Raw genomic sequence first — 15248 nt, 5'->3', positions numbered from 1 at the left:
ATGTAATAATAAATACAATTCATCATTCGTGAACGATTAGCTAGGGGCAAGCCAGAACAAACGGAGGTGTGAAAGCGTTGTCATCAGATGCGGACGCGCATCTTCAGCCGCCGCATTGCTTAGGGGTCGAAGCACTGCGAGGACACCAATTTGCCGCATTGAATCGCGTCCTGATGGAAGCCAGGGAACACAATCCGTTCTACCTAGAGAAGCTGGCGGGCGTGAAACTGCCCCTGGAAGGATGGAGTGACCTGGTGCAGGTTCCGTTCACAACGAAGGCCGAATTAGTGGACGACCAACAGCGGTTTCCCCCTTTTGGCCGCAACCACTACTTGTCGGAACACGAGTATGTCCAGTACCACCAGACCTCCGGCACCAAGGGCAAACCCCTCAAGGTCCTGGACACGCCCGAGAGTTTGGCGTGGTGGCGGGACTGCTGGGTGGAGGTGCTGCAAGCCGCGGGGGTGACGAGGGAGGACCGTGTGTTTTTGGCCTTCTCCTTTGGCCCCTTCATCGGGTTCTGGGCCGCCTACGCAGCGGCGGAAGCCATTGGGGCGCTGGTGATTCCCGGGGGTGGCCAGACTTCGTTGGAGAGGTTGCGGCTCATCCTGGAGATGCGAGCCACCGTGCTCTTGTGTACGCCGAGCTACGCGCTGCACCTGGCCGAGGTCGCGGCGGAAAACGGGCTGGATCTGAAGTCCTCGGCGGTGCGTGTGCTCATCCACGCTGGTGAGCCGGGCGCTTCCATCCCTTCAGTGCAGGATCAGATTGACACCTTGTGGAACGCGCGCTGCTACGACCACTCCGGCATGACGGAGATGGGGGCGTACGCCTACGCGTGTCAGCTGCGGCGCGGATTGCACGTAAAGGAGCGGCAGTTTTTCGCCGAGATTATCGATCCCGTGAGCGGCGATGCGGTCCGTCCGGGGCAGACCGGAGAGCTGGTGTTGACCAATTTTGGTCGCCGAGGCTATCCGCTTACTCGGTACCGGACCGGGGACATCGTGGTGGCGGCGGACCAACCGTGCCCCTGCGGCCGTCCGTTCCGTTTTCTACCCGGTGGCGTGGTGGGGCGCAGCGACGACATGGTGGTCATTCGCGGCGTGAACATCTTTCCCCAGTCGATTGAGGCGATTGTCCGGGAGTTTTCCGACGTGCGGGAGTTCCGCATCGTGTACTACACCGAAGAGCAGATGCCGCAGATCAAGGTGCAGGTGGAAGCGGACACCCAGACTGTCGGCATCCTGGGCAGGTGTCTGCGGGAGGGCATCGGGCTGCGCATTGATGTCGAGCCGGTGGAGCCGGGGAGCCTGCCCCGGTTCGAAATGAAGGCGCGCCGCGTGCTGGATCTGCGCCCGCAAACTCAGGTTGCCGCGTCAGGTCTGCTGGCCCCTCAAGATGGGACGGATTGAGTGCAGGTCTCGTTTGCACTGACCGTTCGGGGCGGATGATTCCCCCGAGCGGGCGGATGACGCTGGTTCGCAGGACGGAAAGGAGAGTTCCAGTTGCCCAAACATGTACTCACCACGCGCGTCGAGTGGGGAGAGACCGATGCGGCTGGCATTGTCTATTATCCCAATTATTTCTGGTGGTTTGACAAGGCCAGCCATGAACTGCTCCGGTCTCTGGGTTTGCCGCCACGGGACCTGTCGGAGCGACAAGGCATCCTGTTGCCGATCCTGTCCGCACACTGCGATTTTCGTGCGCCTCTCCGGTACGACGATGCGTTGACGGTCACCTCTCGAATCGGCGAGGTCAAGCGGCGCTCGTTCCAAATTCTCCACACTGTGTGCACTGGGGATAGCGTGACCGGAGAAGGCTATGAGTGGCGGGCATGGGTGCGACAAGACGGAGCGGGGCTGCACGCGGTTATGATCCCTGAGCAGGTCCGCCAGCTGTTTGGGAATCGTGAGTGATAGGCCGGGCGGCCAGGCGTGTGGACTCCGCGAAGCTGAGGAAGTCTGTCGCCAGAGTTGCTCGAATCAGCGGATAGCCTGCCCGCATGTCTCCCTCCTATACTGGAAGTGCCAGCAGAGGGCCGCCCGGGTTACGCTGGGCTTTGCACAGGGACGGAGGCGAAACTATTGGCGGAACATTTGCAATTGCGAATTGAAGATGGGATAGCTTGGGTGGAGGTGGACAATCCGCCGGTCAATGCGTTCAGCCTGGCCGCCTTTGCTCAATTGGACGATGTTCTGACGCAGATTCAGGAGGACGAAGCAGTCCGGGTGGTCGTTCTGACCGCGAAGGGCGATAAAGCCTTTGTCGCCGGCATCGACATCAAGGAGGTGGCCGCGCACGGGCAGGCGGAGATGGCTACGTTCAACTGCGTGTCTCGGGCCGTATTGGGGAAACTGGCAACCCTCCCAAAGCCGGTGATTGCAGCGGTGTCGGGAGCGGCGTACGGGGCCGGCTTTGAACTGGCACTCGCCTGTGACTTTCGGATCGCGGCGGCGCACGCGGTCTTCGCCCTGCCGGAGTTGACACTGGGCATCATCCCAGGCGGAGGTGGCACACAACGCTTGACCCGGTTGGTGGGCGAGGCGCGCGCGAAGGAAGTCATCCTCCTCGGCCGCCCCTTGACGGCCGACGAAGCGAAGGATTGGGGACTGGTGTGCGAGGTGCACGAAGCGCAGAACCTGCTGGACGGGGCCCGCGATCTCGCCCGTCGGCTCAGCGAGCGACCTGCCCTGGCGCTGGGGGAAGCCAAGCGCGTGATTCATGCGGCTTTCGACAACCCCCTGAGCCACGGACTGGACTTGGAAAACGAGGCGTTCTTGAAGGTGTTTGCGAGCCAAGACGCGCGCGAGGGGATTACCGCCTTCCGGGAGAAACGCAGGCCCGCGTTCATCGGCCGCTGACAGGGGGGAAGGGTAGTGGCGGCGGATTTTCTTTTGGTGGGTGCGGCACGCACCGCGTTTGGCAAGTTCAACGGAGCCTTCGCAGATACGCCCGCGGTCGATCTCGCTGTCGCGGCCAGCCGGGAGGCGCTGCGGCGGGCCGGTGTGGCAGCGGAAGAGGTGGACAATGTCGTCATCGGGAACGTCCATCAGTCCAGCTCCCCGGAGGGCATTCTCACCGCCCGCCACATCGGCTTGAAAACAGGCACACGTATCGAATGTCCGGCGATCACCATTAATCGCGTATGTGGATCCGGAATGCAGTCGGTGGTCTCGGCCGCCTTGTCGATCGCGTACGGGGAGTCGGAGGTCGCGCTGGTTGGCGGCACGGAGAACATGAGCCAGGTGCCGTTTGTCGTCCGTGGTGCCCGCAGGGGGGTGCCGCTGGGCGGGGGAAAGCTGGAGGATGCCTTGTGGGAAGCGTTGATGGATTCGTACGGCGGCTGCACCATGGCCGGCACCGCGGAAAACATCGCGAGGAAGCATCGCATCCCGCGTGACGAGGTGGACGCGTTCGCGGCTGCCAGCCATGCACGGGCCTTGTCCGCCATGGAAGCGGGGTACTTCGAGGAGGAGATTGTGCCCGTCGAGGTGGCGGAAAAACGCGGAATGCGGGTTGTGGACCAGGACGAGGTCCCGCGCCCGACGACTCCAGCCACACTGGCTAAACTGCCTCCCCGGTTTGTGACGGATGGCGTGGTCACCGCCGGCAACGCCAGTGCCCTGTCCGATGGGGCGGCGGCGGGCGTGTTGGTGTCTTCCCGGTTTGCCGAGCGGCGGGGACTGCGCCCGCTTGGCCGCTTGGTGGCCTGGGGCATCGCGGGAGTGGAGCCGAGCCTGATGGGGCTGGGGCCGGTGGCCGCTATCCGCCAGGCCCTGGAGAAAGCGGGGATGACGCTCGGGCAGATGGACCTGGTGGAGATCAATGAGGCGTTTGCGGCTCAGGTCCTGGGCTGCCAGCGGGAGCTGGATTTGGACCTGGCCATCACGAACGTCAACGGTGGCGCCGTGGCACTCGGCCATCCACTCGGCGCCAGCGGCATGCGGCTCATTCAGACCCTGCTGCTGGAGTTACGGCGCCGCGGCAAGAAATACGGAGTCGCCTCACTCTGCATTGGAGGGGGTCAGGGCATTGCAACCATTTGGGAAGCCCTCTGAACACTCCGCTTGGACGATGATGGGGAAGCGAACCATTTATGACATTCTCCTGGATGCGGTCAACAGCCACCCCCACAAGCCGGCTATTGTCCAGGCCGAGTCAGACGTCCGCCTGACGTACGCGCAGTTTCACGAGCGGGTCCGGGCGTTGGCCACTGGACTGCGACGCATGGGTCTGCGGGCGGGGGACCGGGTTGTCGCCTGTCTGCCCAACTGGCCGGAGTTTGCCATCATCTTGTTTGCCTGCGCCCAGTCCGGATTGATCTTGGTCCCGGTGAACCCGCGGCTGCGTCAACAGGAGATTGAGTTTGTTGTCAACAACGCCGATCCGCGGGCCGCGGTAATTGGGGATGAACACGAGGATGCCCAGCACTACGGCCTGTTTGTACGGGCGCAGCAGGTTCATCCCGAACTTGAGCACCTGATTACGGTCGGTCCGGCCGGGCAGGACCTAAGCGTGGGCACCCCGTTCTCCACCGTGTTGGAGTTGGGGCGCATGTTTGAAAACGCTGTCAATAAGGCCGGTGCGGCCTCCGACAGTGCAGATACCTGCCCGGGCACCGCGTCTGCGCCGGTGGACGCCGAGGACATCGCGGCGATAGTCTACACCTCGGGTACCACGGGCACCCCCAAAGGCGCCATGCTGTCGCACCGCAACCTGTTGTTTTCCGGAGACCGCATGAATGAGGCTTTGGAAAACGGGGAGCGGGACGTGGTCCTGATTGTGGTGCCGGTCTGCCACGTGTTTGGACTCGCGGTCACCATCATGACGGTGGCCACCCGTTCGACCATGGTGCTGATGAACGAGTTCCATCCGGAAACGGTGTTTCAGGTGATTGAACGGGAGCACGTGACGGTGCATCACGGGGTCTCGACCATGTTTGTGCTGGAGCTGAATCACCCGAGTCGTCCGCAGTACAATCTGTCCTCTCTGCGAACCGGCATCGTCGCCGCCACACCCTGCCCCTACGAGGTCGTCGAACGCATCCGCGCGGAGCTGGGGCTCAGTCCCATTCTGTCCTATGGCATGACCGAGTGTTCCCCCGCCTTGACCGCTTCCCACTTCGAGACCGAAGCGTGGGTGTATGCCACGGTCGGCCGGGTCCTGCCTGGGGTCGAGCTGCGGGTGGTCGATGAAGCGGGCCGGGTTCTCCCGACCGGCGAGGTAGGCGAGTTGGTGGTCAAGTCGCCCGGGTTGATGCGCGGTTACTACCGCAACGAGGAGGCGACGAGGCAAGCCATCGACGCGGAAGGTTGGTTTCACACCGGCGACTTGGGCCACTTGGACGAGCAAGGGTATGTGACGGTAGTCGGACGGATCAAGGAGATGATCAATCGCGCCGGGCTTAAGATTTACCCGCGCGAGGTGGAGGACGTCCTCTATGAGCACCCGGCCGTCCAGGAGGCAGCGCTGGTCCCAGTGCCCGATCCGGTGCTCGGCGAGCGCTCGTGCGCGTGCGTCACGGTGAAGCCTGGATGCCAGCTTTCAGCCGAGGACGTCCGGGAGTTCTGCCGTGAGCGACTGGCGGACTACAAGGTGCCGGACATTGTCGAAATCCTTCCTGAACTGCCCCTCAACAGCAGCAAGAAGATCTACAAGCTGGAGTTGGCGCGCATGATGCGGGAGAAACATCCGCCCGTCTTTCGAAAACAGGCATGAGGAGTGAGCCGTATGAGTCAGCAGTGGAGTTCCGAATTGCTCGCTTTTCACGATGAGGTGCGCCGGTACAACCTGGGGCCGTTGTGGGATGTCATCCACGAAATCATCACGCCCAAGCCGGACACGAGGGTAGAACCCTACCTGTGGAAGTGGCCGGTCATCCGGGAGCGGGTGATGAAGTCCGGGGAGCTCATCACACCCGAGCGCGGCGGTGAGCGGCGCGTGATTTTCTTGGAGAACCCGGGTCTGAAAGCCGCCGGACAACAGGCGGCGGTCACCCGCACCTTGTACGTCGGCATCCAGCTGTTGCTGCCGGGGGAAATCGCCCCTTCGCACCGACACTCTCAATCGGCCGTCCGGTTCATCATTGAGGGCGAAGGCGCGTACACGGCGGTGGAGGGCGAAAAAATCTTCATGCAGCGGGGCGATTACATCTTGACGCCGGCCTGGACCTGGCATGATCACGGTCATGAGGGAGACAAACCGATGATTTGGATGGACGGCCTGGACTCCCCGTTCATCCAAATCATCGACGCCTCTTTCTTTGAACCGCACAAGGAAAAGCGGCAACCCCTGTCGCTGCCGGACAACTACTCGGTGCGCCGTTACGGAAACGGGGCGTTGCGCCCGCTCGGTGACCGGCACCACGGTTATCCGTCGCCGCTCACCGTTTATCCGTGGCAGCACACGGTGGCCGCGATGGAGAGCCTGAAGTCGCTGCCGCCGGATCCCCATGACGGCTACGCGGTCGAATACATCAATCCGGCCAACGGTCAATCGGCCGATCCGCGCATCGGCGCCGTCATGCAAACGCTCACGCCAGGCATGCACACAAAGGCCCACCGGCACCTCAGCAGCGCCGTCTACCACGTGGTCGAGGGCCGCGGGCGCTCCGTCGTCAACGGCGTGCAGCTGGACTGGGAAAAGGGGGACTTTTTCACCGTGCCTCCCTGGGCCTGGCATGAGCATGCCAACACGGGGGATGGGGATGCCGTCCTGTTCTCCATCAACGACCGGCCGTTGATGGAGCTGTTGGAGTTGGAACGCACAGAAGCGTACTCGGAAGGCGACGGACACCAGGCGGTGCGCGAGGTGTTCGCCCCGTTGACCTGAATCCGTCAAGTTGCCTGAGCGCCCGCCGCCACGGCGGCCGGGACGCGGGTTATCAACCGTCGGGGCCGCGGGTGTCTACTCGTTCGTATACGGGCACGTTGGAGGTGAAAGCGGGATGCGGATATGGGATGAACGGGATACGACCATCGTGGACATTGTCGACGAAGCGGCCCGCCGGTTTGGCGGCCGGACCGCGTTTGTGGAGGGGGAAACACGCTTGACCTTCGTCGAGGTGCGGGATCTCTCCATCCGGCTCGCCAAACACTTTTTGGCATTGGGTATCGGGAAGGGAGACCGGGTGGCGGTGATGCTGCCCAATGATAGGTGGCATGTCCTGACGCACTTGGCGCTGTGCCGGGTGGGGGCCGTCTTGACCCCGCTCAACCTCGCCTATCGGCAGCAGGAACTGAGGTATATGTTGGCGCACAATCAGGTGCGGATGGTGGTTCTTACACCCGATTGGCAAGGGACGGACCTGCTCTCGGTGCTGTTGGACGTCTTGCCGGAGGTGGGGTGTGTCGAACACGTGCTGGTCAGTCGCGCGACCGATGATAAATCGGCGATTGTGGTCGACGACCTGCTCAAGCGGGACGCTGCGGTCTCGGACGCCGATTTGGCCAAGCACCGGCCGGGAGCCGACGACGCGTTTGCCATCCTGTTCACCTCGGGCACCCAATCCAATCCCAAGGCCACCCTGCACACTTATCGCACGTTTGTGCCCGGGCATATCGACCAGTCCGTCGAATACCAGTTCTCGTCCGAGGATGTGTTCCTCAGTCTGGGTTCCTTTGGGCACATGTTTTCCATTCCCATGATTTCCACCACGCTGCGCTGCGGCATGCGCCACGTGCTCCTGCCCGAGTACAGCCCGCAGGCGTTTCTGGCGGCGGCCCGGCGGGAAGGCGTGACGGTGGCCACCGGGGTGCCGACCCAGTGGCTGGACATCCTGCGCGCCGCCCGCGACGAGGGCATCCCACTGAAGATGCGGCTGGTGATTACGGGCGGATCGAAAATACCCCCGCACATGGTGCATCAGCTGCGAGATCAGTTTGGCTGCACCGTGGCGGCCCAGTGGGGGATGACCGAGGTGTGCGCAGGCGCGTACACCCGGCCCGGGGATCCCCCGGAAGCCTCGTGGCAGACGGTGGGCCGTGTTTGTCCGCGTGCCGAGGTGCGTGTGCTCGATCCGGCCGGTGACCAGGAACTCCCTGTCGGCGAAATCGGCGAACTGGCGTTTCGTGGTCCGTCCCTGTTTGTTGAATACCTAGGGAATCCGCAAGCCACAGCCGCAGTCATGACTCAGGATGGTTTTTTCCGCACTGGCGACCTGGTGTACCTGGATGAGCAGGGGTTCATCCACTTCGTCGGCCGTACCAAGGACATCATCAACCGCGGCGGGTTGAAGATCTACGCCCTGGAGATCGAAGACCTGCTGCTGGAGCACCCCAAGATCCGCCAGGCGGCGGTGGTCGCAATGCCGGACGAACGCTTGGGCGAGCGGGCGTGCGCCTTTGTGGCGCTCACCGAATCGTCTGCGCACGAAGGGGGGAATGTCCTGACACTAAACGATGTAACCGATTATCTGTTGGCGAAAGGGGTTGCCAAGTACAAACTGCCCGAACGGTTGGAAATCCGCAAGGAGCTGCCGAGCACTGCGTCGGGAAAGGTTCAAAAGGCGAAGCTGGCCGCCTGGGTGCGGGCGTCGGTCGGATGATCGGTCGACTGAGCTGAGGAAGTGTTGATTTTATGAGGAAAAGACGGGATGGAGGGTTGCGTATGCAGCGTCACATATGGGAGATAGGGAAACACTGGGAAGAGCCTCCGCCCGTCCACCACTCTGCGACGTGATAAGGAGGTATTCCTGATGCGTGAAGCCAGGGCTGGCTTTTGGCGCTACGAGAACTTCATCGTCACCGCTATGTTCTTTACTTACGGTTTTGTGATGATGGACAGACTCAGCATCACGTTCCTGTTTCCGTTCATGGCACCGGCACTCAAGCTGAGTGAGGCGCAAATGGGGTTGTCTGTGTCGATTCTGTCGATTTGTTGGGCCATCTCCAGCTGGTTGTTTTCCAGCTTGTCCGATCTGATGAATTCAAAGAAAAAATTCTTCATTGCCATCGTCATTGTGTTCTCCATCGCTTCGTTCTCGACCGGGCTGGCCACATCCTTGTCGATCCTGCTGCTGGCGCGGGGCTTGATGGGGGCAGCCGAAGGACCGGTGGTGACACTGGCGCAGGCGGCGGTGATTGCCGACTCCACGCCGCAACGCCGCGGTTTCAACATGGGGCTGGTGCAAAGTTCGACCGCGCTGTTGGGCAGCGTGGTGGCGCCGCTGCTTGTTGTCCGTATCGCCGAGAGCATGGGTTGGCAGTACGCCTTCTACATCCTGGCGGTCCCGGGTATTGTCGTCGCGCTGATCTTGATGAAATACATGAAAGAGCCAGCTCTCATCGGCGAGGCGGGGAGTCATGTGCACGTTCGTCCGAAGCTTTCCGATTATAAACTGGCGTTTCGGCACCGTAACATCTGGCTGGGCATGATCATATCGATCGGGTTTATGAGCTGGTTGTTTGCCTTTACCACGTTTGCCCCGACCTTCTTCACGACGGTCGATAAGTTCACACCGTCGCAGGTATCGCTGATCATGAGTGCGATGGGGATAGGCAGTTTCATCTGGGGATTGGTGCTTCCTTACTTGTCTGACCACGTTGGTCGCAAGCCGATCATGATCATCTTCGGATTCATTGCAGCGATTTCACCGGCGCTGGTAGCCACGTTGCACGTCGGGGTGGGCACCTTCATGATCCTAGCTTTCTTTCTGGCGGTTGCGCAAGGGTATGCGCCGGTGTTCATGTCCATCATTCCTGCAGAATCCATTCCCCGGGCCTTTGTTGCGACCGCCATGTCGTCGATCGTGCTGGTCGGCGAGCTGTTTGGTGGCACATTGGTGCCCACGATAGCCGGGACATTGGCCGATACGGTCAGTCCGGCAGCTCCGTTCTGGATGGCGGCTGGAGGTTCGTTCCTCGTATTTCTGGTCTCCTTCGGGCTGAAGGAGACCGCGCCACTGAAGCTGAAGAAAAAAGGGATTGTCTACGAGGTGCCTGAGGTCGAGGTTGTCGAAGCGTAGTCGTGCCATTGCCGAATTAAAATCCGTATAATAAAAGTAGCGTAAGAATTAGGATTTGGTTGGATGTGTGACATTTCTTTTTACGCGTTATGAGCAGAAAGGGGCGGTCAGCATGTCCGAAGCTTCCTTGTCCCATATCCTCGTTATCGGCGCCGGGCCGGTCGGCATGACGGCCGCGTTGGCGCTGCGCCACCGGGGTCTGCCGGTCATGGTGCTGGAGGCGGAACCCAAACAACGTGTTCGCCCGGGCAGCCGCGCCATCTTCATTCACAAGGCGTCGTTAAAGCATTTGGATGAGATTTTCCCGGGGTTGGCGGGCACTTTCGCTGCGGATGGCATCGTCTGGCCGGTAAAACGCACGTTTTGGCGCGGGAAGGAGGTCTATGTGCGGCGCTATCCCGCCCCCCAACCGAACGCCCTGCCTCCATTCACCAGCCTGCCGCAGGTGCGCGCCGAGGCCCACCTGTTCGCTGCCTGTGAGGCTGCGGGCGTGCAGTTTGTCTGGGAGGATGGGGCGACAAAGGTAGAGTCAAGCCCCGAGGGGGTCGCGGTGACAACACAATCGGGCAAGGTCTGGCATGCTCCTTACGTCATCGGCGCCGACGGGGCCCACTCGGTGGTGCGCAAACAGATAGGCGTGCAGATGAAGGGTACCCGGTCCGCGAACACGTTCATCGTGGTGGATATACAAGAGGACGAGGCAAATCCGTTGCCTCTGGAACGGGTGTTTCATTATCAGCACCCGGCGATGGACGGGCGCAACGTCCTGTTTGTTCCGTTCGCCGGCGGGTGGCGGGTGGACTTGCAGCTGTTTGAGACGGACAACGCCGACGACTACAACGGGGAGGAGGGTGTGCGGCGTTGGCTTCCGCGCGTGATGGACAAAAAGTACGCAGAGCGTATCACCTGGGTGTCCGCGTACCAGTTCCTGCAGGTGGTGGCGGAATCGTTCTGTGACGTGCACGCCCGCGTGCTGCTGGTTGGCGAGGCGGCACACCTGTTTGCGCCCTTCGGGGCGCGGGGGATGAATTCGGGGATTGCCGACGCGGTCGCCGCCGCCCAAGCGATCCGGCAGGCACTCGCCAGCGGCGGAGACGCGGCGAAGGCGGCCGTTCGGTCGTTTGAACAGGAGCGTCGGGCGGCAGCGGAGTACAACCGGGATGCGGCGGGCACGGCGCTGCACCACATCCAGGGCCGAGCCTTTCCCATCAACATCCAGCGGCGTCTGGCCGCCGCGATAGCCCCGTTGTTTCCCAAGGCCGGCCGCTGGTTGGACGAGGGGCCTTATGGGCCCAAAACGGGGCCCAGCCTGGCTAGCAAGTATTGAAGGCGGGACGGGGGCTGGTCGGTCTACGTGCAGCCGCGCAGTTGGTCGAGGGTGAGCGCCAGCTGCAGTTCGAAGCGCATGCGGCCCGAATCCAGGGAACAACCCAGCAGCTGCTCAATCCGCCGCAGCCGGTACTGCAGCGTGGTGCGGTGGATGTACAGCGTCTGCGCGGTCTCCGATACGTTCCCGTTATGCTCCAGATAGGCACAGAGGGTATGGAGAAGGTCCGACTCGTGGTCGGCGTCGTATCGTCGCAGCGGATCCAATCGCTCGCGGATGAACTGCTGCGCTGTATCGCTGGCGGCAATCGGCTGCAACACCCGCTCGGTGAGCACCTCCTCGGCGTGCAGAAGCGCATCGGGCGGCGAGTAGGTCGGTGCGAGACGGCAGGCGAGGCGGGCGGCGGCAAAACCCTCTATCAGCTCCGCTCGGGATGCGCATCGACCGCTGATGCCCATCCCGAGCACGGGCGGATGGGAGGGGGTCTGCCGGCTGGCGAGTGGTTCTCCCGCCTGATCCGCCGTCTTCTCCTCGGTCCCGCTGGTTGTGGATGGATGCGGGGCGAGGGCGGCCACGGTATGCAGCGTCTGCGTCAGCCAGCGGGCAAATCGCTGAGTGTCTTCCTCGGCCGGAAAGCGGTTGCAGGGCAGAAGCAAGATCAGGTCTGGTTGGCGCCGGGCCATCAGCACCTCCGGGTACTCCGCGGCCAGCCGCAGCCGCAGGGCATCGATCAGCGAGGCTGGTTCCGGATGCTGCAGATGGACAACCATGACATATTGGGGCGTGTTTGCATTGAACGACAGCAGCCGCGCCTCGTGCTCCTGAGCCGGGCCAAACGCCTCCGGCGCGTCGATGAGCAGGTTGAACAGTTCCTGAAACCGCTCGGCGCGCCGCTCAATCCCCAGGCCGCGGCGGTAAAAGTTGACCGCCAGCAGCGTGCTGGCTTGCTGCAGGGAGACGATGTCCAGGTCGTCGAGTTTTCCCACCTGCTCCCAGACGACCAGCCATCCCAGCGGCGTTGCACCCATCTGGACAGGCGCCAGGACAAAGGAGGAGTCACCTAGCTTATCGGTCCGTACCGGGAACGGATGATGCTGGCGGAGCACTGGGTGCTGCTCCACCCACCGGCGCAGCCTGCGGAGCGGTCTCGCCCACAGCCCCTCTTCCGGCGCCGCGTACAAAACTCCCAGGTACTCGTCCATAACCATCACCGGCTGGCGCAGAAGGCCGGACAGGGTGCGGGCAATCGCCGCCAAGTTGTCATCGGTCCACAGGGTGTTTGTCAACTGGAAATGGCTCATGAGCAGTCGACGCATGCGCCGCTGTTGGTACAGCGTCGGCACCTCCGGCTGATCGGGAGCCGCCTCGACGCGCTGGCGCAGTGGGGCAGGCAGGTGGCGCGCCATCAGATCGGCCACGTCGTGCGCGAACTCCCAGAGCACCTGCACCACGTCCTCGACCAGGTACTCGTGGTGGTAGTAGCCGACGACCATGATGCCGAGCAGCACACCGCGGCGCCGGATGGGCAGGGAGAACCAGGTCTTCAGCCCCAGTTCGGACAGCTGGCGGTACAACGCGCAGGCGCGGACAATCGGATCGATCTCGGCCGAAGGCCAGTGGTACGGCGCCTCCATGACGCGCTGGCTGAGCGCGGACAGCCGAAGCGGGCCGCAGTCTGCGACCCCCGAAGCGTCTTCTGTATGCGGAGCCACCGTCTGTCCGCTCACGTCGGTCAGGTAGATGAGGGTCACGTCGCTGTGAAACACCTGGTGCACCGTTTTCAGCAAGGTGCGGAGGAGTTGGGCCTGCGAGGGGGCATCCGCCAGGTCATGCACAATCTGGCGCAGATTGAGATGCAGCCGGTCCCGTCCGCGCAGCGGAAACGGGTGCTCGGCGGCGAGCGTCTCATGCATCACAGAGGACCTCTCCTTTCAGGCGGATCGACGTCATCCTCGTTTTAGAGGAATTATACCAATCTGATTGATTGAATGTACGTATTCCTGCGCGAATTCTCCAGGACTATCATGGGAGCGAGCAGGAAGAGACAGGAGGGGACGGGACATGACCCAGATGCGGACGATTGCAGTGGTGGGAGCCGGGAGCATGGGGGGCGGGATTGCCCACCTGGCGGCGCAAAGCGGCTTTTCGGTCGTCCTGACGGACACCCTGGAGCCGGCCTTGGAGCGGTCCCTGGAGCGGATTCGGCAGCTGCAGGAGAAGGCAGTCGGGAAGGGGAAGCTGACACCGGCGGAAGCGGAGGCGACGCTGGCGAGGCTGACGGTGACGCCACGCCTGGAAGACGTGCGCTCGGCAGACTTTGTCATTGAGGCCATCATCGAGGATGAGGGCGCCAAGCAGGCGTTGTTTCGGCAGTTGGATGAGCTGTGTCGTCCGGAGGTGGTACTGGCGACCAATACCTCCTCCATCCCCATCACCAGCATCGCGGCGGCCACAACGCGGGCGAAACAGGTGGTGGGGATGCACTTTTTCAACCCGCCCCAGGTGATGCGTCTGGTGGAAGTGGTGCGCGGGTACGACACGGATGACGCCACGGTGGCCCTGACCACGGATTTGGCCAGGCGGATGGGTAAGACGACAGTGGAAGTGAAGCGGGATACTCCCGGGTTTATCGTGAACCGAATCCTGGTGCCCCAGTTCATCGAGGCCATCCGGCTGGTCGAAGAAGGGGTGGCGAGCAAGGAGGACGTGGACACCGCCGTGAAGTTGGGGCTCAATTATCCGATGGGTCCCTTTGAACTGCAGGACTTTGCCGGCGTGGATATCGGCCTGCACGTGATGGACGTGTTTTTCCAGGAGACCAAGGACCCGCGCTATGCGGCGCCGCAATCCCTGCGGGCGCTGATTCGGGCCGGAAGGCTGGGTAAAAAGGTGAACAAAGGGTGGTATGACTACGAGTGACAAGAGAAGGCGCAGCGGGCGGCTGGGTGCGGAGCCATCTGGGGCGGGAAATCGGGTCTGGACGCGTGTAAACGTCCAGACCGACGGTTTCGCCGGATTCACTGAATCCGCAGCAGCAGCTCGGACTCGACCATCCCGGAGATGACGATGTCGCGGATGGCGCGCGCGACCATGCGCGGGTCTTCCAAAGGCAGAAAGTGCCCTGTGCCGGGGACGGTCATCAGCACGGAATCGGCGATCTCCGCGTGCAGGTGACTAGGGCCGTCCTGCGGCACGATATGGTCCTCCGCCCCGCAGAGGATGAGCGTGCGGGCGCCAATTTTGTGCACGTCGTGCGTCCTGTCGAAGCGGGCGGCGGCGAGGAAATCGTGATAGCTGGCTGTGATGGAAACAGCCTGATGTTTGAACAGCGACTGGCGCAGCCGCTCCGGAGCCCCGCTGGCGAATCCCCGGCCGAGGAAGTACTCTGCGTCGTATTGCCCTTTGGCCAAGCGCTGCAGAAATTCCTCGGGGACGGACAGCTTGGCCGCCGTGTTGAGCAGGATGAGCTTGTCCAGCCAGTCTGGCTGCGAGATGGCCAACTCCTGGCCGATGGCTCCGCCCATCGAGTGGCCCACATAGGTGATGCGTCCGCCCAGGTCTGGGTGCAGGCGGGTGATCACCTGGACAAACTCGTGCAGGAACTGGGCGTAGTCGGAAACGGACGTGCGCGCCTCGCCGGAGGAGCGGTAGTGGCCGGGCAGGTCGAGCAAGATGCCTTCCACCCCGCCCATCTGCCCCAGGCGCGCCATCACGGGCAGCCAGAACGAAGCGTAGCTACTGGCGCCGTGGACAAACAGCAACTTGTGCGTCGCCGTCCGGTCGCCCGCGCGGTCGTAGAAAATGCGTTCTCCCATGACTTCGCAATACATATGAAATCCACCTCTTTGTGGTCTAAACGTCTTGGCAGAATAAAAACTTCAATTTTTTACCTTACACCTTGCTGTTGCAACTGGCAAATCATGAAAGCGCCCTCGCATAGGTTTTCCGCAAATACGG

The 15248-nt window shown here is 62.4% G+C and carries 12 protein-coding genes; 10 read left to right on the top strand and 2 right to left on the bottom strand.

The annotated features are described in order from the left end of the window. The first annotated feature begins 77 nt into the window (after positions 1-77). From AK2_RS14390 to AK2_RS14350, 9 genes are all read left to right on the top strand, one after another. The gene (locus AK2_RS14390) at positions 78-1412 is read left to right on the top strand and encodes a phenylacetate--CoA ligase family protein (protein WP_067935996.1); all 1335 of its coding nucleotides are present in this window, start codon (positions 78-80) and stop codon (positions 1410-1412) included. Positions 1413-1505: 93 nt separating this feature from the next. After that, on the top strand, positions 1506-1916 hold the full coding sequence (locus AK2_RS14385; RefSeq protein ID WP_067935993.1) for an acyl-CoA thioesterase: 411 nt from the start codon (positions 1506-1508) through the stop codon (positions 1914-1916). 168 nt (positions 1917-2084) lie between these two features. Further along, a complete protein-coding gene (locus AK2_RS14380) occupies positions 2085-2861 on the top strand; it encodes an enoyl-CoA hydratase/isomerase family protein (RefSeq protein ID WP_067935990.1) in 777 nt (258 codons plus the stop codon). Positions 2862-2876: 15 nt separating this feature from the next. Continuing rightward, on the top strand, positions 2877-4058 hold the full coding sequence (locus AK2_RS14375) for an acetyl-CoA C-acyltransferase (RefSeq protein ID WP_067935983.1): 1182 nt from the start codon (positions 2877-2879) through the stop codon (positions 4056-4058). Continuing rightward, on the top strand, positions 4033-5718 hold the full coding sequence (locus AK2_RS14370; protein ID WP_067935980.1) for a class I adenylate-forming enzyme family protein: 1686 nt from the start codon (positions 4033-4035) through the stop codon (positions 5716-5718). The genes AK2_RS14375 and AK2_RS14370 overlap by 26 nt, the downstream gene beginning before the upstream one ends. 12 nt (positions 5719-5730) lie before the next feature. Beyond that, positions 5731-6831 carry a cupin domain-containing protein gene (locus tag AK2_RS14365; RefSeq protein ID WP_067935975.1) on the top strand — a complete coding sequence of 367 codons (1101 nt, stop codon included), beginning with the start codon at positions 5731-5733 and terminating at the stop codon, positions 6829-6831. Between the two features lie 115 nt (positions 6832-6946). After that, complete coding sequence (locus AK2_RS14360; protein ID WP_067935971.1) at positions 6947-8545, top strand: class I adenylate-forming enzyme family protein; 1599 nt, start codon at positions 6947-6949, stop codon at positions 8543-8545. Between the two features lie 150 nt (positions 8546-8695). After that, a complete protein-coding gene (locus AK2_RS14355) occupies positions 8696-9964 on the top strand; it encodes an MFS transporter (protein WP_245628949.1) in 1269 nt (422 codons plus the stop codon). Positions 9965-10076: 112 nt separating this feature from the next. Then, the gene (locus AK2_RS14350; RefSeq protein ID WP_067936007.1) at positions 10077-11291 is read left to right on the top strand and encodes an FAD-dependent monooxygenase; all 1215 of its coding nucleotides are present in this window, start codon (positions 10077-10079) and stop codon (positions 11289-11291) included. A 23-nt stretch (positions 11292-11314) separates the two neighbouring features. On the opposite strand, the gene AK2_RS14345 is transcribed toward AK2_RS14350, so the two are convergent. Then, complete coding sequence (locus tag AK2_RS14345; protein ID WP_245632926.1) at positions 11315-13204, bottom strand: helix-turn-helix domain-containing protein; 1890 nt, start codon at positions 13202-13204, stop codon at positions 11315-11317. 148 nt (positions 13205-13352) lie between these two features. Here AK2_RS14345 and AK2_RS14340 point away from each other — a divergent pair, with 148 nt between their 5' ends. Next, positions 13353-14210, top strand: coding sequence for a 3-hydroxyacyl-CoA dehydrogenase family protein (locus AK2_RS14340; protein WP_067935965.1), 858 nt, complete (start codon positions 13353-13355; stop codon positions 14208-14210). Positions 14211-14308: 98 nt separating this feature from the next. On the opposite strand, the gene AK2_RS14335 is transcribed toward AK2_RS14340, so the two are convergent. Next, positions 14309-15121, bottom strand: coding sequence for an alpha/beta fold hydrolase (locus AK2_RS14335; protein ID WP_067935960.1), 813 nt, complete (start codon positions 15119-15121; stop codon positions 14309-14311). Positions 15122-15248 lie beyond the last annotated feature (127 nt).

Source organism: Alicyclobacillus kakegawensis NBRC 103104, assembly GCF_001552655.1.
In the GTDB taxonomy this organism is placed as follows: Bacteria; Bacillota; Bacilli; order Alicyclobacillales; family Alicyclobacillaceae; genus Alicyclobacillus_G; species Alicyclobacillus_G kakegawensis.
Note: the sequence above shows the minus strand (reverse complement) of the source record. Positions and strands in the feature narration are given on the sequence as shown.